Genomic DNA, 21,717 nt, shown 5'->3' on the forward strand with positions numbered 1-21,717 from the left:
CGGAACGCTTGTGCTAAGCACGGCTCAAACGACTGCCTGAACCCTTGTAGCACGCGCCTTTGCACGCTGACGCGAGCATAATGCCGCCCCCAAGCAGCCCGCCCCTGAACGCGCCGGGCCGCGCATATCGTTGGAGCCCTCGATGGAATTCATTCACCTGGTTATCGATTTCATCCTGCATATCGACCAGCACCTGGCGGCCCTGACCGCCCAATACGGCACCTGGATCTACGCGATCCTGTTTCTGATCATTTTTTGCGAAACCGGCCTGGTGGTCACCCCCTTCCTGCCAGGCGACTCGCTGCTGTTCGTGGCCGGCGCCATCGCCGTGCACGGCACCATGAACGTGCACCTGCTGGTGCTGTTGCTAATCACCGCGGCGATCCTCGGCGACGCACTGAACTACACCATCGGCCGCTTCATGGGCCAAAAGCTGTTCAGCAACCCGGACTCGAAAATCTTTCGCCGCAGCCACCTGGAAGTCACCCAGAACTTCTACGCACGGCACGGCGGCAAGACCATCATCCTCGCGCGCTTCGTGCCCATCGTGCGTACCTTCGCGCCCTTCGTCGCCGGCATGGGCCGCATGAACTACGCCCACTTCGCCGCCTACAATGTGGTCGGGGCGATTCTCTGGGTGACCCTGTTTACCTACGGCGGCTACTTCTTCGGCAACCTGCCGGCGGTGCAGAGCAATCTGCATTACTTGATCATCGGCATCATCGTGGTCTCGATCCTGCCGGGCGTGATCCAACTGATCCGCCACAAGATGAACCGTTCGCCCCGTGTGCAGACGCCGTAACCGGCGAATCGCGGATATGAAAAAGCCCCGGAATTCCGGGGCTTTTTTTGGCCTGGCCGCAGTGAATCAGGATTGCGGTGCAGCGACTGGCGCAGGTGCTGCCTGGGTACGTTCGTTCCAGCCACCACCGAGCGCCTTGTACAGGTTGACCTCGCTGGTGAGCTGCGACAGACGCACGCCGATCAGTTCCTGTTGCGCGCTGAACAGCTGACGCTGGGCATCGAGCAGAGTCAGGTAGCTGTCCACCCCGGTGCGGAAGCGGCGATCGGCGAGGTCGTAGTAGTTCTCGGAGGTTTCTACCAGGCTGCGCTGAGCCTGCAGTTGCTCCTCAAAGGTGCCACGAGCGGCCAGGCCGTCGGAAACTTCCTGGAAAGCGGTCTGGATCGCTTTCTCGTAGCTTGCCACCTGGATGTTCTTCTGGATCTCGGCATAGTCGAGGTTGGCGCGCAGACGCCCGGCCGTAAAGATCGGCAGGTTGATCTGCGGCTGGAACAACCAGGTACCCGAACCGCCATCGAACAGACCCGACAGCTGGCTGCTGGCGGTGCCGGCGTTGGCGGTCAGGCTGATGCTCGGGAAGAACGCGGCACGCGCGGCACCAATGCTGGCATTGGCAGCGAGTAGTTCACGCTCGGCCTGCAGCACATCGGGACGACGCTGCAGCAGATCGGATGGCAGTCCCGCCGGTACATCGGCCAACAGTTGCTTGTCCAGGCCTTCACCCTGAGGCAGATCGGCCGGTACGGGGCCACCCAGCAGCACGCCCAGAGCGTTGCGATCCTGGGCGACCAGACGGGTGTACTGCGCCAGGTTGGCCTGGGCGGTCTGCACCGAGGTGCGCGACTGGCTCAGGGCCAGTGCATCGGTCACGCCGACGTCGAAGCTGCGCTGGGTCAGCTCCAGGCTGCGCTGGAAGGTTCCCAGGGTGTCACGCGTCAGCTTCAGCAGCGCCTCGTCAGCCTGCAGGGTCAGGTAGGCGTTGGCCACGCTGGCGATCAGGCTGATCTGCGTGCTGCGCTGCGCTTCTTCAGTTGCGAAGTACTGCTGCAGGGTCTGTTCGTTGAGGCTGCGCAGGCGACCGAAGAAGTCGACTTCCCAGGCATTCACACCAACGGTCGCGCTGTACTGGCCACCAACGGTGGAGCGACCGGTCTGCGACAGATCGGCCGGCGTACGTTGACGGGTACCGCTGCCGTCTGCCGAGATGTTGGGGAACAGCTCGGAGCGCTGGATGCGGTACTGGGCGCGATACGCCTCAACGTTCAACGCGGCGACACGTAGATCGCGGTTGTTGTTCAAAGAGGCTTCCACCAGACGCTGCAGCGCCGGGTCACGCAGGAACTCGCGCCAGCCGAGATCGGCCGCGGCGACCGAGCCCGGCACGGTGCTGCCCTCGTAAGCCTGGCCCTGAGGCCAGGCACCTTCGACTGGCGCCCCGGGGCGCTGGTAGTCGGGGATCATGCTGCAGCCGCTGAGCACGATGCTCGCGACTGCCAGAGACAACAGGGACTGCCTCACAGGCCGGCCTCCTTCTCGTTAGTTTCTTTGACGCTCTTGTCCTTGAACATGGAGCTGACCACCACATAGAACAGCGGAATCCAGAAGATCGCCAGAACCGCCGCAGTCAGCATGCCGCCGATCACGCCCGTACCGATGGCGTGCTTGCTACCGGCACCGGCACCGCTGGAAATCGCCAGCGGAACCACACCGAGGATGAACGCCAGGGAAGTCATGATGATCGGGCGCAGACGCATGCGGCACGCCTCCACTGCAGCTTCAAGATGGCTCATACCCTGTTCGTGCAAGGACTTGGCGAACTCGACGATGAGAATCGCGTTACGCGCTGACAAACCGATGGTCGTGATCAACCCCACCTGGAAGAAGACGTCGTTCGACAGCCCGCGTCCCAAGGTGAACAGCAGCGCACCGATGATGCCCAGCGGAACCACCAATATCACCGAGAACGGAATTGACCAGCTTTCGTACAGGGCTGCCAGAGCCAGGAACACGACCAGCAACGACAGTGCATAGAGTGCCAGCGTTTGCGAGCCCGCCAGGCGCTCCTCGTACGACTGTCCCGTCCAGGCGAAACCGACACCCTGCGGCAACTCGGCAGCAATCCGCTCGACCTCGGCCATGGCCTCACCCGAGCTGTGTCCTGGTGCTGGCGTACCGAGAATCTCGATACCGCTCACCCCGTTATAGCGCGACAGTTTGGGCGAACCATAGGTTCACTCGCCAGAAGCGAAGGCGCTGAACGGCACCATCTGGCCCTGGTCATTACGCACGTGCCATTTATCCAGGTCCTCGGGGTTCATCCGCGAAGAACTCTCGCCCTGCAGATACACCTTCTTGACGCGACCGTGATCGATGAAGTCATTGACGTAACTGCCACCCCAGCCAATCTGCAGGGTGCTGTTCACGTCTGACAACGACACGCCCAGAGTGCGCACCTTCTCGTCGTCGATCAGCAGCTTGTACTGCGGCTCGTCGAGCAGGCCGTTGGCCCGCACGGCGCTGAGCACCGAGCTCTGGTTGGCCAGTTGCAGGAACTTGTCGCGCGCTTCGTTCAGGGTCGCCTGACCGACGCCGGCACGATCCTGCAGGAACAAGTTGAAACCGGTAGCGTTACCCAGCTCCATTACCGCTGGCGGGGCGAAGGCGAAGACCATGGCATCGCGGAACTCACCACCGAAGAATCGGCCCTGAGCACGCTGCGCGAGGTCGAATACGCTGGTGCCTGCGGCGGTACGCTCGGACCATGGCTTGAGCATGATGAACGCCATACCCGAACTCTGCCCACGGCCGGCGAAGTTGAAACCGGTCACGGTGAATACCGAGTTGACCACATCCTTCTCATCCTCGAGCAAGTACTTGCGCATGTCGTCGACGACGGCCTGGGTACGCTCGGCGCTGGAGCCGGACGGGGTTTGTACCTGGGCGAACAGAACGCCCTGATCTTCCTCGGGCAGAAATGCCGACGGGATCAGGGTGAACAGCCAGATCATCGCCCCGACGATCACCGCATAGATGATCAGGAACGGTGCCTTGCGCTTGACCACACTGCGCACACCACGCTCGTAGCTGTTAACACTGCGCTCGAAGGTGCGGTTGAACCAGCCGAAGAAACCGCGCTTCTCGTGATGATCGCCCTTGGCGATGGGTTTAAGCATGGTGGCGCACAGCGCCGGGGTGAAGATCAGTGCAAGAATTACCGAGAGCACCATGGCCGAAACGATGGTGATGGAGAATTGCCGGTAGATAACCCCCACCGAGCCGCCGAAGAAGGCCATCGGCAGCAATACCGCCGACAGCACCACGCCGATGCCCACCAGTGCGCCCTGAATCTGGCCCATGGATTTACGCGTTGCCTCGAGCGGCGAGAGCCCCTCTTCGCGCATCACCCGCTCGACGTTTTCCACCACCACGATGGCATCGTCCACCAGCAGGCCAATGGCCAGAATCATGGCGAACATGGTCAGGGTGTTGATGCTGTAGCCGAATACCGCGAGTACGCCGAAGGTACCCAGCAGAACCACCGGTACGGCGAGGGTCGGAATCAGCGTGGCACGGAAGTTCTGCAGGAACAGGTACATGACCAGGAAGACCAGCACGAACGCTTCGATCAGGGTCATGATCACGCCGTGAATCGACTCTTTCACCACTGGAGTGGAGTCGTATGGCATGACCACTTCCATACCTGCCGGAAAGAAGGGTTTCAGCTCATCGATCGTGGCGCGGATCGCATTGGCGGTATCCAGCGCGTTGGCGCCGGAAGCCAGCTTGATCGCCAGGCCGGATGCTGCGTTGCCATTGAACTGCGCACGGATGTTGTAGTTCTCACCGCCCAACTCGACCTTGGCCACATCACCAAGCCGCACCTGGGAACCGTCACGGTTGACCTTGAGCAGAATATCGCGGAACTGCTCGGGCGTTTGCAGACGGGTCTTGCCGATGATGGTGGCATTGAGTTGCTGACCAGGGCTGGCCGGCAGTCCACCGAACTGACCGGAGGATATCTGCACGTTCTGCGCCTGCACGGCGGTACGTACGTCGACCGGGGTCAGTTGAAAGTTGTTGAGCTTGGCGGGATCCAACCAGATACGCATGGCGTACTGGGCACCGAACACCTGAAAGTCACCGACACCCGAGGTACGGGAGATCGGATCCTGCATGTTGGCGACGATGTAGTTGGACAGATCCTGATTGGTCATGCTGCCATCGGTGGACACTACACCGATTACCAGCAGGAAGTTACGTACCGACTTGGTGACGCGCAGACCCTGCTGTTGCACTTCCTGGGGCAGCAATGGCGTTGCCAGCTGCAACTTGTTCTGTACCTGAACCTGGGCGATATCCGGGTTGGTGCCCTGGTTGAAGGTAACGATGATCTCCATGCTGCCGTCGGAGTTGCTCGCCGAACTGATGTAACGCAGCCCGTCGATACCGTTCATTTGCTGCTCGATCACCTGCACCACGGTGTCCTGCACGGTTTGTGCAGAAGCACCCGGGTAGTTGACCTGGATGCTCACGGCCGGGGCCGCAATACTCGGGTACTGGTTGACCGGCAATTTGAGAATGGACAGACCGCCCGCCAGCATGATCACCAGCGCGATCACCCAGGCAAAAATCGGCCTGTCGATGAAGAAATTCGACATCGTGTAATCGCTCCTTAGCGGTTGTCAGCCTGGTCGGAAGCCGACGCCTGCTGCGGTTCAGCGACATTCTTCGCTTCGGTGGTCTTCACCTCGGCACCTGGCTGCACGAACTGCAGACCTTCGGTGATCAGCTTGTCACCGGCGTTCAGGCCTTCACGAACGACCCAGCGATTGCCTGCGGTACGCTCGGCCTTGAGCTGACGCAGCTCGACCTTGTTTTCCGCATTGACCACCAGTGCGGTCGGATCACCCTTGGGATTGCGCGTTACACCTTGCTGCGGGGCGAGGATGGCTTGTTGATTGACCCCGGCGGCCAGCCGCGCATGCACGAACATGCCGGGCAGCAGATTGTGATCCGGGTTGGGGAACACGGCGCGCAAGGTGACCGAACCAGTGCCCTCGTCGACTGACACTTCGGAGAATTCCAGGGTGCCTTCATGCTCGTAGGTGCTGCCGTCTTCCAAGCGCAGTTGAACCTTGGCGGCATTTTCACCGACCTTTTGCAGCTGGCCACTTTCCAGGTCGCGGCGCAGGCGCAGCAGATCCTTGCTTGGCTGGGTCACATCGACGTAGATCGGATCGAGCTGCTGGATGGTCGCCATGGCGTTGGTCTGGCCGTTGCTGACCAAAGCACCTTCGGTCACCACAGAGCGACCAACCTGACCGGCGATTGGCGCCAGCACCTTGGTGTAACGCACATTGATGCGGGCCTGCTCCAGTGACGCCTCTGCCTGCAGGCGCGCGGCCTGGGCTTCGTCATAGGCTTGTCGGCTCACGGCCTGATCAGCGACCAGATCCTTGTAACGCTCGGCCAGCGACTTGGCGGATGCCAGGGTGGCCTGAGCGCTCTTGGCAGCGGCCTCATAGACCGACGCATCGATCTGATACAGCTGCTGGCCAGCCTTGACTTCCGAGCCTTCCTTGAACAGGCGCTTCTGGATGATGCCATCGACCTGCGGGCGCACCTCGGCAATTCGGTACGCAGCGGTGCGGCCCGGCAATTCGGTGGTCAGGGTGTAGGGTTCGGCCTGCAGCGTGACAATGCCCACAGTAGGCGCTTGGCGGGGCGGCGGCGCGGCATCGTCGCTGCAACCAGCGAGCGTCAGCGTGGCCAGAGCGATAGCGGAAACCATAGCGGCGAAGGCTGGCTTCTTCTGCATCTGAAAGAACCTCATTGTCATATTGATTCGAGCCGTACGGGCGGTACCTGGGCAGATAGCCGAGGTGGATAGTAGGAATAGACGGCAAATATACTTACATCCGAGAATGTTTGTAAACGCATCTTTTATGTAACACTGTGGACGCCTGAGACCCTGCACCAGGGTTTTCATCCACTTTTTCGACCGTGGAAACTGCCCAAATGGCGAGACGCACCAAAGAGGAAGCCGAAGAAACCCGTACGCACATTCTTGATGCGGCCGAGCGAGTGTTCTATGCCAAAGGCGTATCCAGCACTTCGCTGGCCGATATCGCGACCTCGGCCGGTGTGACACGCGGCGCCATCTACTGGCACTTCCAGAACAAGGTCGACGTATTCCAGGCCATGCTCGATCGCCTCATGCTGCCCCAGGAAGAGCTGGCCCGCGCCTGCGAAAGCGAGGACGAGCCCGATCCGTTGGGCAGCATGCGCAAGCTGTTGGTGCAGCTACTCCTGCGCATGTACAGCGACGCCCAGTGCCGCCGGGTTGGAGAAATTCTGCAATACAAATGCGAATACACCGCTGAACTCGGCGACCTGCGCCAACAGATGCAAACATTCAACCAAGATTGCGATCAGCGCATTGCAAAGACGTTACGCAATGCCGTGAACCGCGGCCAACTGCCTGCCGATCTGGACTGCCAGCGTGCGGCCATCTGTCTGCACGCTTATATGGATGGCATCCAGGCACACTGGTTGCTCAACCCCGAGGCCTATGACCTTGGCGCCCATGCTCATGCCATGGTGGAAGCGATGATCGACATGCTGCAGTACAGCAAGGCCCTGCGCAGCGCCTGACCCTAGCAAGCGGCTGTGCTGCTCCAAGACGTTCTGGGCATACTCTCCCAACGCCGGCAGTGTTTACATTCATCCCACCAGTCAACACAGCGGCAATAGGCTGCCGCCGCGCCCAAGCGGCTTGACTCACCGCCAAACCTGCGCAAAAGGATGGCCCATGTCAGCACGCACGCTGCTCCTCACTGCCGTTGCCATGCTCGCCTTCGCGGGCAACTCTCTGCTCTGCCGTCTGGCCTTGAAAACCACGCAGATCGACCCCGCCACCTTTACCAGCCTGCGCCTGTTCAGCGGCGCATTGATGCTGACGCTGCTCTTGCGCCTGCGCCACAGCGGCGCTCCCGTCGGAGGCAGTTGGTATGGCGCCGCCGCTCTGTTCATCTATGCGGCGGCGTTTTCCTTTGCTTACGTCAGCCTGGATGCCGGCACAGGCGCCCTGCTGCTGTTCGGCGCGGTGCAGATCAGCATGTTGCTGTGGGGCTGGCGGCAGGGTGAACGACCAAGCCCGGTGAGCCTTGCCGGTTTGCTGCTGGCCTTCGCCGGGCTGCTGGTACTGCTGCTACCCGGCGCCAGTGCACCCGCACTTGTTCCCTCGTTGCTGATGCTGTTCGCGGGCGCGGCATGGGGCGCTTACTCGCTAATGGGGCGCGGTGCCAGCGATGCACTCGCCGCCACTACCGGCAACTTCCTGCGTTGCGTGCCCGTCGCCGTGCTGCTCAGCCTGGTACTGATCAACAGCGCCAGCTGGGACATGCCCGGCGCTCTCTATGCCCTGGCCTCCGGCGCCCTGGCGTCCGGCCTCGGTTATGCGATCTGGTACACGGCCATCAGCGAGCTCAAGGCCATTCAGGCGGCCACCGTGCAACTGAGCGTGCCGATCATCACCGCCCTGGCTGGCAGCCTGCTCCTCGGCGAAGCACTGAGCCTGCGCTTGAGCTTGAGTTCACTGGCCGTACTGGGCGGAATCGCGCTGGTGCTTGGCGCCAAGCAGCGGGCAAAGGTCTGAGTCGAACGGTGCCATGCGCGGTCACAACTGCATGATCGATTACCCTCGGAGAACGCCATGCGCTTCGTAGCACCCCTGCGCCATCTGACCACCCTGTTTCTAGTCGTGGCTCTCACCGCATGCGCCAGTTGGGCGCCGCGCGACCCGCTGCATATCGACCTGGTCGGCCTCGAGCCACTGCCAGGTGAAGGCCTGGAAGTGCGTTTTGCGGTGAAACTGCGGGTTCAGAACCCCAACGAAAGCGCCATTGATTTCAATGGCGTGTCGCTGCAGCTGGATATCAATGATCAGCCCCTGGCCCGGGGCGTCAGTGACCAGAGCGGCCAGGTACCGCGTTTCGGCGAGACCGTGATCAGCGTGCCGGTCACCATCTCCGCCTACTCGGTGTTCCGTCAGGCCTGGGGCGCCAGTGTCTATCAACCTGGCCAAAGCCTGCCGTATCAGCTACGCGGCAAACTCGCCGACGGCCTGTTCGGTACCCGTCGTTTCAGCGACAGCGGGCAACTGACCTGGCCGACGGCACAGCCCACCGTCAGGTAGTGGGCTCGTTTTCCGGCAGGATTTCCTTGTCGCCCGGCTTCTTGCCTTCTTTCGAGAAATGCTCGATCACGGCATTCAGTTCGGCGCCGAACAACAGCACCGCACAGGAGATATGCAGGTACAGCAGGAAGATGATGATCGCCCCGATACTGCCGTAGGTGGCGTTGTAATTGGCGAAGTTCTGCGCGTAATAGGCGAAGCCCACCGACGCGGCGATCCACACCACCACCGCCAGCACCGAGCCCGGCGTGATGAAGCGAAAGCGTTGCTCGACATCCGGCGCCACGAAGTACACCACCGCCACGACGATCATCAGCAGGGAAATCGCCACCGGCCAGCGCAGCCAGTTCCACAGGGTGACGACAATCTGCTCGATGCCAATCTGCTGCGCCAGCCAGCTCATCACCTGCGGGCCGAGCACCATCAGTGCGGCAGCGGTGAGCAGCGCGGCGGCAATACCGATGGTGTAGAGCAGCGACAGGGGAATACGCTTCCAGGGCTTGCGCCCCTCTTTCACGCCATAGGCCTTGTTCATCGCATCCATGGTCGAGCGCACTGCTGACGATGCTGTCCACAGCGCAACCACGATACCGATCGAGAACAGACCAGCCTTCTGGGTCTGCAACTGATCGATGACCGGGTTGACCAGTTCTACCGTCGATAACGGCAGCACCAGCTCCGCCTGCTGTCGCAGCCAATCGAAGAACGGTTGCATATCCAGTAGGCTGATCAGTGCGACCAGGAACAACAGGAAGGGAAACAGCGAAAAGAACATCTGGAAGGCCAGGGCCGACGCGTAGGTGGGTAGCTCGTCCTCGATAAAGTCGCTCACCGTCTTCTTCATCACCTGAAACAGGCTGACACCCTCTAACTTGGGTAAAAACATAGCGCCTCCACTGGCTATGCCGGATCGCCCGCTCGCGGCCCGGTGAATCATCAACAGGTGCAGCTCCCGATCCCGGATCAAGGGACTGCTAAGAGTTGGAGGTGGCGAACCCAGCATGAGTTCGGGTTATCCATACCCGCATCGTACAACTGGCAACAACTCTCGAATTATCCGATGGTGAAGTCTGCCCTAGACTGCCTGGCCGTTTTTCTAGCCTTGGAGGCATTGATGCACAGGCAGACACTAAACCCGGATTCGGTATTCGACACCCTGCAATATGGTTTCAGCCAGGCGGTGATTAGCCAGGGCGGACGGCGCATTCACCTGTCCGGACAGATCGGGGTGGATGCTCAGGAACGCCTGGTCGGCGAAGACCTGGCCAGTCAGACCCATGCGGCCCTGGACAACATTCGCAAGATCCTTGAACACGCTGGCGGCAGCATGACGAACGTATTGATGCTGCGCATCTATATCGCGGCTGTAGCCCGCAACGAGCAAGCCTGCATCGTTGATGCACTGCGCGAGTTCTTCCCCGAGCGACCTCCCGCAACATCCTGGATCGTGGTCAGCGGCCTTTCGGAGCCCGAGTGGCTGATCGAAATCGAAGCCGAGGCGCTGCTCCCGGACGCCTGAAGCGCCGATCCACCGGCTGGCGATAAAACCCTATATAATCTGCGGCCTTTTTATCATTGGTCTCAGAAGGATCCTCCGTGAGCACGCTGCCACCCTGCCCCGCCTGCAACTCCGAATACACCTACGAAGACGGCACCCAACTGGTCTGCCCGGAATGCGCCCACGAGTGGTCGGCCAATGCCGGCGAGGCGGCCGATGACACCAAGGTGATCAAGGATTCGGTCGGCAATGTCCTGCAGGATGGTGACACCATCACCGTGATTAAGGATCTCAAGGTCAAGGGCTCGTCGCTGGTGGTCAAGGTCGGTACCAAGGTCAAGGGCATCCGCCTGGTCGATGGCGACCACGATATCGACTGCAAGATCGACGGTATCGGCGCGATGAAGCTCAAGTCCGAGTTCGTCAGAAAGGTCTGATCCTAAGCGCTCGCCACGCAGGCGAGTGCTTACTGCACTGGCAGGAAGTTCAGGAACATCAGGCTGTGGGCGTAATTCACGCCGATACGCCGGTAGCGCTCGTCGAGTACGTCGCTGAGGTAATCCAGGCGCGCGACGATCTTGCCGAACTCCACGGCGAAGCTCAGGTTGCGCCCCTGCTCGGACAGCTCGTTGGACAACAGCAACGGATTGCCCTGGGCATCACGCCGGGTCGCCAGCAGCCAGGTGGCCTTCTCGATATTGCGCGCAGCGTTGTGCACGAACTGCGCGTCGATGGTGTCGGTGATGTAGAACTGGGTGTTGCCGCCATGGGCGGTGACCAGCATGCTGCCGATGGCATAGATGAAAGCGCCGACCCTGTCCCCCTGAAACTCCGGGCTCAGCGCGTAGCTGAGGGCGACGATGTCCTGCCTACCGTCCAGTGCGGCTGGCGGCCTGCCCTGCTCGATAGCCTGCTGTACCGCACGCTGGGTGGCCTCGCGATCACCCAGACCACTCTTGCGCCACTCCCGCGGATTACGCTGGTAGAGCTTGCCCATCAGGCGGTAAAGGCTGTTCAGGTTGTTGCGCATACCGATGGTGGCAAGGCGGTCTGAATGCGTCTGGAACAGTTCGCTGGGCGCAGCAGGCGAGCTGTTGCTGAGGAAGGCGCGGTTATCCTGGTTGCGGGCGCAGCCACTCAGAAAAAGCGCCAGCGCCAGCACTATCAGTGCGTGCCAGCGGGCATTGCGCTGAGACACGAAAAACGCCGCCAGCGCAGCGACGGTATTGAGTTTGAAAGCTCGAGAGGCGTGCGAGTAATCCATTAACTCACGATCCATCCTTCCGCAGATGACATAACACTAGCAAGGTTTTGCCGTTATGCCCGTTACGGCGCTGCGTTCGAGACGCACGCCAGCCAACGGCATAGACCTGCGAACATCGTGCAAAGTTTTCCGACGCCGCAAATTAGCCTTACAAAGACCACGGTCAAAGGCTTTCAGCGCGTACGTTTGCAATCTTTACCCGTTGAGAAAGCTTCTCGATCAGCCGTGAGTGCTATGTTCCCCGCCCTGAAGATTTCGGCATATCAGCCGTGATCCAGCACGCCAAGGAGCATCATTGAGGTGAAGAAGGTCACTCTGTTTACACTGCTGGCCATGGCCATTGCCGGCTGCAGCCACGACACCCAGCAACGTGCCAATACCGTCAGCGTCGCCCAGGCCGGTGGGCAGGTCGACATCGCTCGCGACCCGCAGCGGGTCGTCAGCTACGATTACGGCAGCTACGACACGCTGATCGCTCTCGGCGCTGGTGATCGCGTGGTGGCGACTCCCGCCAATGTGCCGCCCTACCTGGCGGACAAGGCCGGTGAGTTGCGCGATGCCGGCGGCATGAAGACCCCGGACGTGAACACGGTGCGTGCCCTGCAGCCGCAACTGATCCTGATCACCGGGCGTCAGGGCGAAAGCCGCGACGCCCTGCAGCAGGTGGCACCGACGCTGGACATGGGCATCACCGCGGGGGATTACTTCGCGGGTGTGGCCCACAACGTCGAGCTGCTCGGGCAGATCTTCGACAAGTCCACCGAAGCGCAACAGGCGCTCGCCACACTGCGCAGCAAAGCCGACAAGGCGCGCCAAGTCGTCGCCTCGTCAGACAAGCGCACCTTGGTGTTGACCCACAATGATGGCCGTTTCTCGCCGACCGAGCAGCCAGTGATCTATTCGCTGCTGCAGGCCCAACGCACCCTGCCCGCTCCGCCCCCTCAGGCAGCGGATGCACCCCGCCAGCGCCCGCAGCCGATGACCGTGGAGACCATCGCCGCCGCCAATCCGCAAGTGATCTTCATCATTGATCGCAGCGCCGCCATTGGCGCAACACCGCTGGACGTCGCCACCCTGGCTCACTCACCACTGGCCAGTACACCAGCAGCCCAGGCCAAACGTATCGTCTACCTGGATCCGGCACTGTGGTACCTCTCCGGCGGCGGCCTGCAGAGCCTGGATCTGCAGATCGACCAAGTGCTGGCGGCTTATCGCTGAGCAATCGGGTGGGCTGGGCGACGATCCACTTCAGCTCACCGCTTGCTGCGAACGCTTCGGCAAGGTCGCCAGCAGCAGGCCAGCGAAGATCATCGCGCCACCGGCCCAGTGGAACAGCAGCAACGCCTCTCCCAGCAAGATCCAGCCGAGAATGGCAGTGAACACCGGCATCAGGTAATTGCCCATGGCGGCCGTCGATGCACCGAGCACTTTCACCCCGTTGTTCCACCCCAAGTAGGCCAGCAGCGAAGCGAATATCGCGGTGTACGCAATGGCGGCCAAGTTAGCAGGCGTCGCCAGCACTTGAGCGCCCGTGGAGACTTCGTAAAGGTACAACGGCAAAATCAGCGGCACCCCCAGTAGCATGAAGATGCCGAGCAGCGCCAACGGTGGGATCGGCGCCAGGTAATGGCGCCAGCGCCGTAGCAACACGGTGTAGAGCGCCCAGTCGAGCACCGCCAGCAACATGATCAGATCGCCACGGTTGAACGCCAGCCCGGCCAGTATCTGCCAGTCGCCCCGACAGATCAGCACCAACAACCCCAACACTGCCAGCGCCATGCCCCACCAGGCACGCCGCGCCGGCCACTCGCCAAGCAGCAGCCCGGCGAAGATGAAGGTCATCAACGGGATGCAGGTGTTGACCAAGGTGATATTGATCGCCGCGGTGGTCTGCGCTGCGCTGTAAAGGAAGGTGTTGTAACCGGCGATACCAAACGCGGCGATTACCAACAAGCGCCAGCTGGCATGCCGCAAGGCGGCACGGTGGCGCCACAAGGGCAGTGCAACGAAGGGCAGCACGAGCACCAGCGCCAGGCTCCAGCGCCAGAACGCCAGGGTAAAGGGCGGAATTTCACCGGCGAAGGCCCGAGCCACCAGCGCATTGCCGGCCCAGCACAGCACGGCCACGAGAACACCGGCAATGGCCAGCTTACGCGACGCTGCTGGCGTACTCATGGCTGCAGCGGGCGCAGGCGGTACTGCTCGGGCAGTTGCTCGGCAGCGCTGACGGTAACGTCGAGATCCTTCCAGCGCCCATCTTTCAAGCCATAGATGCAGCCGTGCACCGACAGCGGCTGACCACGGTGCCAGGCGTTCTGGATGATGCTGGTTCGGCTGACGTTACCCACCTGCTTCATCACGTTCAGCTCGCAAAGCCGATCGACACGCGCCTCCTCGTCGGCGAGAACAGCCAGGTGCTCGTACTGCTCATAGTAGAGATCACGGATGTTGCGAAGCCAGCCATCGATCAAACCGAATTGCGTGTCGTGCATGGCTGCACGTACACCACCGCAACCGTAATGACCGGTGACCAGGATATGCCGAACCTTGAGCACATCGACCGCGTACTGAATCACCGAGAGGCAATTCAGATCCGTATGCAGCACAACGTTTGCCACATTACGGTGCACGAACAACTCGCCGGGGAGCAGCCCGACGATGTCATTGGCCGGCACGCGGGCGTCCGAACAGCCGATCCACAAATACTCCGGCGTCTGCTGGCGAGCCAGGCGGGGAAAGAAGTCCGGGTCATTCTGGGTGATCGTTTCAGCCCAGCGCTCATTGTTGTCGAACAGGTGCTTGAGGTCGCTCATGCCAGCGGCTCCCGGAAAAGGTCGATGCGCACCATACGGATGCACAGCCCTTTTTGACAAGGCGATTTCCATCCACCTCGACGCTTGCCGGCCAAGGGCGGCGCACGAAACGCTGAATCTTTCAGTCCGTGCGGCCGTCTACCCCGATAGCCATCGACAGATTGGGAGTTCGTCATGACTGACAAGACAACAGCAAGCAGCGCACAGGGGGTCATCGAGAAGCGGAGCGAATCACCCGTTCTTCATGATGAGGTAGAGGCGCTTTCGCCCAAGGGCTTGCGCGAAGCCGGGAGCCCGCGCGACGGCATAGTCGCCAAACAGCCTCGGAGCGAGAGCGGTAGAGCCGCTGCCCCGGATAGTGGCAAGCTGTTGCCAACATTTTTGGATGAGTACGACCTGAGCCTCGTCGATGAAGAGCGCGAGATGCGCCTTCAGACACGCCGCTGGTAGATCATTCGACCAGCGTGCAGGCCATCACCAGCGCATCTTCACGACCGCCCGGTGCCGGGTAGTAATCCCGGCGCCTGCCAATTTCATTGAAGCCGTATCGCTCGTACAGACGATAAGCAACCTGATTGCTCGAACGTAGTTCGAGAAAGCACTCCCCAGCCTTGAGCTGAGCGGCGCGCTCCATCAGTTGCTCCAGCAAGCGCAACCCCAGGCCGCGCCCCTGGCTTTCCGGTTTGACGGTAATGTTGAGTAGATGGGCTTCATCGATGATCACGTTGATCACACCGTGGCCCACCTGCTGGCTACCTTCGAACATCAGCCAGACTTCGTAAGACTTCAAACTGTCGAGAAAGATACCGCGCGTCCAAGGGTGGCTGAACGCGGCGTACTCGATCTTCAGCACAGCATCGATATCCGCTTCGGTCGCCCGGCGAAAGGAAATCGCGTCATTGATCATGCCGATGCCTCCAACCAGCGCCGGCGAACTCGCTGCATGGCCTGCCATAGTTCACGTTTGCGCTGCGGCTCATCCATCAACAGCTCAAGGCCCGGAAGCGCCCAGACGGCGCCCAGTTCCTCGACCTGCAGCTCGCGGTTGTAGGCTTCGGCGTCAGCGTCGCCTGCAAAGCGAATCGCCGGCAGACCGATCAGCCACAGGCAGGCACAGGGCTCCTGCTCTTCCAGCCGCGCGCCGATGAAACTCTGCACGAAATCCAGGGCCGCTTGCGGCCCCTGATCCATATTGCCGCGCACCAGTAGTGGCCAGCGCACCGGCTCGCCAATGATCAGCGGAGCGTCCGGCAAGCCAGCGGCGCGCAGCAGATCCTTGAGCAACAGATAGGCCGGATCGCGGCTCTGGAACGGCTCGCCCGTTGGCAGCTCGACCAGCAGCGCGCAACTGCCAGCACGCAATAGCTGCAAGGAAAACCGCGGGGGCGGTGTCGGGCGTACGCGCGGCGGCACCGCACTGACCTCAGCGGCCGTTTCCGGCTCATCGGTCTTGCCTGCCGAACCTGGCTTGGGAACTTCGATGCGAGGCCGCTCGCGCACTACCTCATTACCAGCAGCCACCACCACGGGCAGTGGCGGTCGCGCTGGCGTCGGCGCCTGGGGCGCCACGACTACCTCGGGCTCTGGTTCGAAAGAAACCAGTAACTCAGGCCGCGAGGGCGCCGCAAAAGGTAACTCGACACGCGGCAGCCAACTGGCCACTTGCATGGCATCCAGGTAGGCACGGCGGCGCAACTCGGTATTCAAACGTCAGGTACCTGGCACATCGATTTTCAAGGGCTGTGATTGTCGCGTGAATCGCCTGCTGGGGGTAGCCCCATCTGCATAGAGGGTTACCTGCCAGGCTTGCTAGCATGCTGCTTGAGCAGGCTGACGAAAGCCTGGGCCGGTGGGCTCAGGTAGCAGGGTTTACGCTGCAGCACACCGATGCCACGGGCTGGTGCAGCCGGCAGCGGGTGGACGGATAGATTGCCGTCGCTATTGAAGGTATCCACCACGCTCGCGGGTAACAACGCATAGCCCAGGCCCGCACGCGCCAATGCTGCAGCACTGCTCATGTAGGCGACCTCCCACGCCGGTTCGCGCAGCAGGCCCATGTGCTCGAGAGTCTGGTCGGCCATGGTGCGCAGGCTGGTATCCCGGGTAGTCGCCACATAGTCGAGATCTCGTAACGCGACCACCAGCTTTTCGCCACGCAGCCTGGCCAGGCCTCGCACCAGCAGCACCAGGCTGTCGTCGTAGAGGGGCTGGAAATCCAGCACACCGGGTTCGTCCGCCACCGAGGTGATGGCGAAGTCCACTTCGGCGTTGCTCACCCACTGACGGATTTCCCCGGCGCGGCCATCGCGCAGGCTGATCTCGATCCCCGGATAGCGCTGGCGATAGTCGACCAGCACCCGTGGCAGCGGCTCGATGGCGACCGAGGGCAGCACGCCGATACGTAGCGAACCGCTCTGCAGATGCAACTGTTCATGGGCGTCGTGCACCGCGTTGTGCATGTCGCACAGCAGGCGGCGGGCCTGCTCGAGAAAGCGCACCCCGGCTTCGGTCAGTTCCACGCTGCGGGTGTTGCGCGCGAACAGTGACAACCCCAGCGCCTCTTCGAGCTTGCGCAGGCTGTAACTGAGTGCCGGTTGCGAAAGATGAATCTGCTCGGCAGCGCGACTGAAGCTGCGCTGCTCGGCGATCAGCACGAAGGCTTGAAGCTGGCGAAAGCTGATATCCATGACCACCGACTCATAAAATTAACTTATCAATTCATATCACATTTCGAATTCACAACTAAATCCAGACCCTGCACGCTGCTGGCAGACCATCGACCTGGATCAATAATGATGACAACAGTCCATATCGGTTGTGGGGCAGGTTTCGCCAATGATCGGCCCGATGCCGCCCTGGCGCTGGCCAGCGACCTGGCCGCTCGCGACGGCCGCCGCTTCCTGTTCTTCGAACTGCTCGCCGAGCGCACCCTGGCCGAGGCACAACTGCGGCGCCTGGCCGACGTCGAAAGCGGCTACGCCACCCGGTTGTTCGACTTTCTCGAGCCAGTGCTGGAGATCTGCCTGGATGCCGGCATCCCGATTATCACCAATGGCGGCGCGGCCAATCCCAGTGCCGCGGCCCGGCGCTTGCGCAAGCAACTGCAGGGAAGTCGATTCGCAGCGACGCGCATCGCCTGCGTACTGGGTGACGACCTGCTCGACTCGAGCGAGGCACTGCAACGTTGGCTGCCGGAGACGCTCGACGGCGAGGTGGTGTCGGTCAACGTCTACACCGGTGCCGATGGCATCGTTCAGGCACTGGACGAGGGGGCCGATATCGTTCTCTGCGGTCGCGTGGCCGACCCCAGCCTGGCGGTTGGCCCGCTCCGCCATGCCTTCGGCTGGCAGGCCGAGGATTGGGATCGCATCGCCCTGGCCACCGCGGTTGGCCATTTACTCGAATGCTGCACCCAGGTCAGCGGTGGCTATTTCGCCCATCCGGGCCTCAAGGACGTGCCGGATCTGGCCAACGTCGGTTGCCCGATCGCCAGCATCCAGGCCGATGGCCGCGTGACCATCGGCAAAGCCGCCGGCACCGGTGGCTGCGTCACCGAGCGCACGGTCAAGGAGCAACTGCTCTACGAAGTTCATGACCCGGCCGCCTACCTGACTCCGGACGTGACCCTCGACCTGAGCCAGGCACGAGTCCGCCAGGTCGGCCCTGACCTCGTGCAGGTCGAGGGCATACGCGGTCATCCACGCCCAGCCGAACTCAAAGGGCTGATCGGTCTGCGCGGCAACTGGTTCGCCGAGGCGGAAATCTCTTATGCAGGGCCCGGTGCCCTCGCCCGCGCCGCACTGGCCCGGGACGTTCTGCTACAACGCTGCGCGCGCCTCGCGCCGCGGCTCACGCCGTGGATCGATCTGATCGGCGTCGCCAGCCTGTTCAACGATGCCCGGGGCGAGTGGCTGCAGCAGCGCCTGGCCGAAGCGCGGGATCCGCAGGATGTGCGCCTGCGCATCAGCTTCGTCGACCACGACAAGGCACTGCTGGAAAACCTCCTGCTCGACGCCGAGTCGCTCTATACCAACGGCCCCGCAGGCGGTGGTGGTGTGCGCCGGCACCTGAGTGAATCCCTGGGCACGGCGAGCTTCCTGATCCCACGCACCGCGGTGCAGCAACAGGTGGAGTGGTTCTGATGAGCGACGAAGTATTGCTATGCGACTACGCCCATGCCCGCGCAGGCGACAAGGGCAACATGCTCAGCGTGGCGGTGTTCGCCTATGACCCGGCGCATTACGCCTGGTTGGCGGCCGAACTGACCACGGAACGCGTTGCAAGCTGCCTGGCCCACCGCCAGATCGGCAGCGTGCGCCGTTATGAATTGCCAAACCTGGGCGGCCTCAACTTCGTGGTGGAAAACGCCCTGGAAGGTGGCGTCAATGCCAGCCCCGGCATCGACCGCCACGGTAAGAGCCTCAGCTACAGGCTGCTCGACCTGAGGCTGCCCGCTCCCTGATAACGCCAGCGCTATCAGCCTCACGACTCCAACAATAATAAAATCGGAGAGATCGACATGATCACCGCCCTCGGCTTCACCTTGATGTTCGCCATCGTCGCCCTGATCCTGATGCGGCGCGTTACGCCACTGGTGGCGTTCGTCACGTTGCCTGTCATCGCCTGCGTCATGGCTGGCTTCGGCCTCGGTGAGATCGGCAAATTCATCACCGAAGGTCTGAAGGCGGTCGCGCCAACGGCCACGTTGTTCATCTTCGCCATCCTGTATTTCGGCGTCATGCGCGAACGAGGCCTGTTCGCTCCGCTGGTGACCTTCCTGCTCAAAAGCACCAAGGGCAGACCACTGGCGGTGGCGATCGTCACCGTGGCAGTGACTGCCGTCACGCACCTGGACGGCATCGGCGCGGCGACCTTTCTGCTGGTCATCCCCGCCCTGCTGCCGCTGTACCTGCGCCTGGGTATGAGTCGCGAGATGCTGCTGTGCCTGGTGGTGCTCAGCGCCGGCGTGATGAACATGGTGCCCTGGGGCGGCACCACCGCACGCGCGTCGGCGGTGACCGGCATTGATGCCTCGCAACTGTGGATATCCCTGATCCCGATCCAGGTGATCGGTCTGGCATTGGTCATGAGCCTGGCGGTATTCCTCGGTTTACGCGCCCAGCGCAACCTCGCCAGTAACGGTGGCGTGGCAGGCCATTACACTGCTGACCAAACGCCGGCAGCGGATACTGCGCACCGGCTCAGCCCACGCGACTGGCGCTACTGGGCCAATCTGGCGCTAACGCTGATCATCCTTGTCTGCCTGTTCACCGGGGCGTTTCCGCTCTTCGCCTGCTTCATGGTCGGCCTGGGCATTGCACTGGTCATCAACTACTCAAGCCTGGCAGAACAGAACAACGCGGTGCTACGTCACGCCAGCGACGCCATGCAAATGGCCCTGGTGATGCTCGCTGCGGGCATATTGCTGGGCGTACTGGCCGGCGCCGGTATGTCCGACGGCATGGCACACTGGATGATCAATATCCTGCCGGAAGGCTCGGGCAACTGGCTGCATGTGATCATCGGTGCTTTCGGCGTGCCACTGGGTATGCTGTTCTCGCCAGACGCCTACTACTTCGCACTGCTGCCCGTCATCCGCGATGTCGCCGTAGCGGCAGGTGTTGACCCGGCCGCCGTGGCCAATGCCATGCTGATCGGCGAAAACACCGGCTTCGGCATCAGCCCCGTGGTGCCGAGCGTCTACCTGGCCATTGGCCTGGCAGGCGTCGAGCTGTACAAGCACATCCGCTACACCGTGCTATGGGCCTGGGGCATCAGCTTGATCATGCTGGCTTCGGCGGTACTACTGGGCGTTGTGACGGTATAGTCGAGATAGCTTGCAGCCCACAAAGCGCATCAGCTCTGCGTACAGCAACAAAAAGGATCGCTGCGGCGATCCTTTTTTGTGGGCCTGAAAACCGATCAGGGCTTGGGCTGCAGGATCTCGATCCACAGCGCGCCATCACCAGATGCCGCCTCGCTGACCCGCTTGAGGCTACCCTTTTCGCCGATGGCGTAGCTGCCGATAGTCTGGCTTTTCTCACCGGTAACCAGTAGCCACTTGCCGCCGGGGAAGAACGCGATGTTGCGCGGCTGCTTCTCCTTGACCGGGTAGTTGCCGACGAAACTCAAGCTGCCACTCTCTGGGTCGACTTTGAAGGCCGATACCGAGCTGGTGGTGCGCTCGGTGATGTACAGCAATGTGCCGTCTGGCGACAGGCGAATATCGGCGGCCCAAATACGCGGCGTGGGGTCATCCTTGAGGTCATTGTTGGCGGCGCTGCGGGCTTCGCCGTGAGCAAGCCCCAGGCTTTCGGGAATCCCGTTGGCGTGGCTGACTTCTTTCAAAGCACCGCTCGTGGGGTCGATGGCAAAACCGGTGACCGTACCGCTGAGCTCACCCACCACATACAGGTATTTGCCATTGGGCGAGAACGCGATGTGCCGTGGGCCGGTTTTGGCGGCGGTGCTGGCAAAGCCATCACCGATGGGGGTCAGCGCGCCGGTTTTCTTGTCCTGGCTGAACTGCAGCACCTTGTCGGCGCCCAGATTACCGGCGTAGACGAAACGGTCACTGATATCGCTGCGGATCGAGTGTGCGAACGGGCCGGTTTTGTAGACCTCGGCCTTGTCAGAAACACGCTGCTCGGCATCAATGGCTTGAACGGTGAGCACTGCACCGCCATAGGAAGCGCCCATCAGAAAACGGCCGCTGCGGTCAGTCGATATGTACGCGAGGCTGTCGGCCAATGGCGCCTGACTGCGCTTTTCCAGGTGCCCGGTTTTGGCGTCGATGCTGTAGACCAGCACGGTGAACGGCGCGACGCGTTGCGCGGCGAAGAGCGTCTTGCCGTCTGGCGAAAGCGCCATGGGATTGACCTTATCGCCCGCCTTGGTCTGCTCGACCAGAGTGATGGCACCGTTACTTTCGTCCAGCCGGTACTGGGAAATCAGCCCGTCGTTGGGGCTGGAAATATAGGCAAAGGTATCTGCTGCATGCGCCTGCAACATCATGGACGAAGCAAGAGCGGCAGCGAGTACGAGCGGCTTGAACATAGTCGAACACCTTATTGTTATGGTTATTGTGATCGGTCATCGTACGACCGCCCAATTGCAACTGCAAGTGTCTAAAATTCAAGCAAA

The 21,717-nt window shown here is 61.7% G+C and carries 21 protein-coding genes and 1 pseudogene; 11 read left to right on the forward strand and 11 right to left on the reverse strand.

From position 1 onward, the window contains the following. Positions 1-142 precede the first annotated feature (142 nt). A complete protein-coding gene (locus ACZ0AI_RS12575) occupies positions 143-802 on the forward strand; it encodes a DedA family protein (RefSeq protein ID WP_463562195.1) in 660 nt (219 codons plus the stop codon). Positions 803-868: 66 nt separating this feature from the next. Here ACZ0AI_RS12575 and ACZ0AI_RS12580 read toward each other — a convergent pair whose 3' ends face one another. The 3 genes and pseudogenes from ACZ0AI_RS12580 to ACZ0AI_RS12590 form a co-directional block, all read right to left on the reverse strand. After that, positions 869-2,320 (reverse strand): AdeC/AdeK/OprM family multidrug efflux complex outer membrane factor, encoded by a 1,452-nt coding sequence (locus ACZ0AI_RS12580; RefSeq protein ID WP_463562196.1) that lies wholly within the window; start codon positions 2,318-2,320, stop codon positions 869-871. Continuing rightward, positions 2,317-5,460: pseudogene (locus ACZ0AI_RS12585) on the reverse strand (efflux RND transporter permease subunit). The gene ACZ0AI_RS12580 and the pseudogene ACZ0AI_RS12585 overlap by 4 nt, the downstream one beginning before the upstream one ends. 14 nt (positions 5,461-5,474) lie before the next feature. After that, the gene (locus ACZ0AI_RS12590) at positions 5,475-6,620 is read right to left on the reverse strand and encodes an efflux RND transporter periplasmic adaptor subunit (protein ID WP_463562198.1); all 1,146 of its coding nucleotides are present in this window, start codon (positions 6,618-6,620) and stop codon (positions 5,475-5,477) included. 200 nt (positions 6,621-6,820) lie between these two features. Here ACZ0AI_RS12590 and ACZ0AI_RS12595 point away from each other — a divergent pair, with 200 nt between their 5' ends. The 3 genes from ACZ0AI_RS12595 (at position 6,821) to ACZ0AI_RS12605 (ending at position 8,999) form a co-directional block, all read left to right on the forward strand. Further along, the gene (locus ACZ0AI_RS12595; protein WP_463562199.1) at positions 6,821-7,456 is read left to right on the forward strand and encodes a TetR family transcriptional regulator; all 636 of its coding nucleotides are present in this window, start codon (positions 6,821-6,823) and stop codon (positions 7,454-7,456) included. Between the two features lie 157 nt (positions 7,457-7,613). Further along, a complete protein-coding gene (locus tag ACZ0AI_RS12600; RefSeq protein ID WP_463562200.1) occupies positions 7,614-8,459 on the forward strand; it encodes an EamA family transporter in 846 nt (281 codons plus the stop codon). 57 nt (positions 8,460-8,516) lie between these two features. Next, positions 8,517-8,999, forward strand: a complete 483-nt coding sequence (locus ACZ0AI_RS12605; RefSeq protein WP_463562201.1) for an LEA/WHy family protein — start codon at positions 8,517-8,519, stop codon at positions 8,997-8,999. Here ACZ0AI_RS12605 and ACZ0AI_RS12610 read toward each other — a convergent pair. Next, positions 8,992-9,885 carry a YihY/virulence factor BrkB family protein gene (locus ACZ0AI_RS12610; protein WP_463562202.1) on the reverse strand — a complete coding sequence of 298 codons (894 nt, stop codon included), beginning with the start codon at positions 9,883-9,885 and terminating at the stop codon, positions 8,992-8,994. The two genes, ACZ0AI_RS12605 and ACZ0AI_RS12610, sit on opposite strands and share 8 nt — an antisense overlap. Before the next feature lie 228 nt (positions 9,886-10,113). On the opposite strand from ACZ0AI_RS12610, the gene ACZ0AI_RS12615 reads away from it, so the two are divergent. Both ACZ0AI_RS12615 and ACZ0AI_RS12620 read left to right on the forward strand, forming a co-directional pair. Next, a complete protein-coding gene (locus ACZ0AI_RS12615) occupies positions 10,114-10,518 on the forward strand; it encodes a RidA family protein (RefSeq protein ID WP_463562203.1) in 405 nt (134 codons plus the stop codon). Between the two features lie 77 nt (positions 10,519-10,595). Beyond that, positions 10,596-10,934, forward strand: coding sequence for a zinc ribbon domain-containing protein YjdM (locus tag ACZ0AI_RS12620; RefSeq protein ID WP_463562204.1), 339 nt, complete (start codon positions 10,596-10,598; stop codon positions 10,932-10,934). 29 nt (positions 10,935-10,963) lie between these two features. On the opposite strand, the gene ACZ0AI_RS12625 is transcribed toward ACZ0AI_RS12620, so the two are convergent. Further along, positions 10,964-11,761, reverse strand: coding sequence for a hypothetical protein (locus ACZ0AI_RS12625; RefSeq protein WP_463562205.1), 798 nt, complete (start codon positions 11,759-11,761; stop codon positions 10,964-10,966). Positions 11,762-12,061: 300 nt separating this feature from the next. On the opposite strand from ACZ0AI_RS12625, the gene ACZ0AI_RS12630 reads away from it, so the two are divergent. After that, a complete protein-coding gene (locus tag ACZ0AI_RS12630) occupies positions 12,062-12,979 on the forward strand; it encodes an ABC transporter substrate-binding protein (protein WP_463562206.1) in 918 nt (305 codons plus the stop codon). 30 nt (positions 12,980-13,009) lie between these two features. On the opposite strand, the gene ACZ0AI_RS12635 is transcribed toward ACZ0AI_RS12630, so the two are convergent. Continuing rightward, the gene (locus tag ACZ0AI_RS12635; RefSeq protein WP_463562207.1) at positions 13,010-13,936 is read right to left on the reverse strand and encodes a DMT family transporter; all 927 of its coding nucleotides are present in this window, start codon (positions 13,934-13,936) and stop codon (positions 13,010-13,012) included. After that, positions 13,933-14,574: a carbonate dehydratase gene (gene can, locus ACZ0AI_RS12640; RefSeq protein ID WP_463562208.1), complete on the reverse strand. Its 642-nt coding sequence runs from the start codon at positions 14,572-14,574 to the stop codon at positions 13,933-13,935. Before can ends, ACZ0AI_RS12635 begins: the two co-directional genes overlap by 4 nt. A 174-nt stretch (positions 14,575-14,748) precedes the next feature. Between can and ACZ0AI_RS12645 the strand changes: the two genes are divergently transcribed. Beyond that, positions 14,749-15,024 carry a hypothetical protein gene (locus ACZ0AI_RS12645; RefSeq protein ID WP_463562209.1) on the forward strand — a complete coding sequence of 92 codons (276 nt, stop codon included), beginning with the start codon at positions 14,749-14,751 and terminating at the stop codon, positions 15,022-15,024. A 1-nt stretch (position 15,025) separates the two neighbouring features. Here the strand turns inward: ACZ0AI_RS12645 and rimI are convergent, their stop codons facing one another. From rimI to ACZ0AI_RS12660, 3 genes are all read right to left on the reverse strand, one after another. Beyond that, positions 15,026-15,478 (reverse strand): ribosomal protein S18-alanine N-acetyltransferase, encoded by a 453-nt coding sequence (rimI, locus tag ACZ0AI_RS12650; protein WP_463565934.1) that lies wholly within the window; start codon positions 15,476-15,478, stop codon positions 15,026-15,028. After that, positions 15,478-16,281: an energy transducer TonB gene (locus ACZ0AI_RS12655; protein ID WP_463562210.1), complete on the reverse strand. Its 804-nt coding sequence runs from the start codon at positions 16,279-16,281 to the stop codon at positions 15,478-15,480. Before ACZ0AI_RS12655 ends, rimI begins: the two co-directional genes overlap by 1 nt. A gap of 86 nt (positions 16,282-16,367) precedes the next feature. Further along, positions 16,368-17,261 carry a LysR family transcriptional regulator gene (locus tag ACZ0AI_RS12660; protein ID WP_463562211.1) on the reverse strand — a complete coding sequence of 298 codons (894 nt, stop codon included), beginning with the start codon at positions 17,259-17,261 and terminating at the stop codon, positions 16,368-16,370. A 105-nt stretch (positions 17,262-17,366) separates the two neighbouring features. On the opposite strand from ACZ0AI_RS12660, the gene ACZ0AI_RS12665 reads away from it, so the two are divergent. From ACZ0AI_RS12665 to ACZ0AI_RS12675, 3 genes are read left to right on the forward strand one after another with little or no spacing between them, the layout of a single operon-like run. Beyond that, positions 17,367-18,716, forward strand: coding sequence for an acyclic terpene utilization AtuA family protein (locus tag ACZ0AI_RS12665; protein ID WP_463562212.1), 1,350 nt, complete (start codon positions 17,367-17,369; stop codon positions 18,714-18,716). After that, positions 18,716-19,036 (forward strand): AtuA-related protein, encoded by a 321-nt coding sequence (locus ACZ0AI_RS12670; protein ID WP_463562213.1) that lies wholly within the window; start codon positions 18,716-18,718, stop codon positions 19,034-19,036. Before ACZ0AI_RS12665 ends, ACZ0AI_RS12670 begins: the two co-directional genes overlap by 1 nt. A 57-nt stretch (positions 19,037-19,093) precedes the next feature. Continuing rightward, the gene (locus ACZ0AI_RS12675) at positions 19,094-20,401 is read left to right on the forward strand and encodes a CitMHS family transporter (protein WP_463562214.1); all 1,308 of its coding nucleotides are present in this window, start codon (positions 19,094-19,096) and stop codon (positions 20,399-20,401) included. A 95-nt stretch (positions 20,402-20,496) separates the two neighbouring features. Here the strand turns inward: ACZ0AI_RS12675 and ACZ0AI_RS12680 are convergent, their stop codons facing one another. Continuing rightward, entirely contained in the window at positions 20,497-21,630 is a 1,134-nt protein-coding gene (locus ACZ0AI_RS12680; RefSeq protein WP_463562215.1) for a lactonase family protein, read from the reverse strand. Between the last annotated feature and the right edge of the window lie 87 nt (positions 21,631-21,717).

Source organism: Pseudomonas sp. AC355, from assembly GCF_979258205.1.

Bases quoted from the DNA above. Each gene is read 5' to 3' on its own strand.
- ACZ0AI_RS12625 (WP_463562205.1), bottom strand. From the start codon at position 11,761: ATGGATTACTCGCACGCCTCTCGAGCTTTCAAACTCAATACCGTCGCT.
- can (WP_463562208.1), bottom strand. From the start codon at position 14,574: ATGAGCGACCTCAAGCACCTGTTCGACAACAATGAGCGCTGGGCTGAA.
- ACZ0AI_RS12605 (WP_463562201.1), top strand. From the start codon at position 8,517: ATGCGCTTCGTAGCACCCCTGCGCCATCTGACCACCCTGTTTCTAGTC.
- ACZ0AI_RS12575 (WP_463562195.1), top strand. From the start codon at position 143: ATGGAATTCATTCACCTGGTTATCGATTTCATCCTGCATATCGACCAG.
- ACZ0AI_RS12595 (WP_463562199.1), top strand. From the start codon at position 6,821: ATGGCGAGACGCACCAAAGAGGAAGCCGAAGAAACCCGTACGCACATT.
- ACZ0AI_RS12600 (WP_463562200.1), top strand. From the start codon at position 7,614: ATGTCAGCACGCACGCTGCTCCTCACTGCCGTTGCCATGCTCGCCTTC.
- ACZ0AI_RS12590 (WP_463562198.1), bottom strand. From the start codon at position 6,620: ATGCAGAAGAAGCCAGCCTTCGCCGCTATGGTTTCCGCTATCGCTCTG.
- ACZ0AI_RS12645 (WP_463562209.1), top strand. From the start codon at position 14,749: ATGACTGACAAGACAACAGCAAGCAGCGCACAGGGGGTCATCGAGAAG.
- ACZ0AI_RS12680 (WP_463562215.1), bottom strand. From the start codon at position 21,630: ATGTTCAAGCCGCTCGTACTCGCTGCCGCTCTTGCTTCGTCCATGATG.
- ACZ0AI_RS12665 (WP_463562212.1), top strand. From the start codon at position 17,367: ATGATGACAACAGTCCATATCGGTTGTGGGGCAGGTTTCGCCAATGAT.
- ACZ0AI_RS12660 (WP_463562211.1), bottom strand. From the start codon at position 17,261: ATGGATATCAGCTTTCGCCAGCTTCAAGCCTTCGTGCTGATCGCCGAG.
- ACZ0AI_RS12615 (WP_463562203.1), top strand. From the start codon at position 10,114: ATGCACAGGCAGACACTAAACCCGGATTCGGTATTCGACACCCTGCAA.
- ACZ0AI_RS12670 (WP_463562213.1), top strand. From the start codon at position 18,716: ATGAGCGACGAAGTATTGCTATGCGACTACGCCCATGCCCGCGCAGGC.
- ACZ0AI_RS12635 (WP_463562207.1), bottom strand. From the start codon at position 13,936: ATGAGTACGCCAGCAGCGTCGCGTAAGCTGGCCATTGCCGGTGTTCTC.
- ACZ0AI_RS12675 (WP_463562214.1), top strand. From the start codon at position 19,094: ATGATCACCGCCCTCGGCTTCACCTTGATGTTCGCCATCGTCGCCCTG.
- ACZ0AI_RS12610 (WP_463562202.1), bottom strand. From the start codon at position 9,885: ATGTTTTTACCCAAGTTAGAGGGTGTCAGCCTGTTTCAGGTGATGAAG.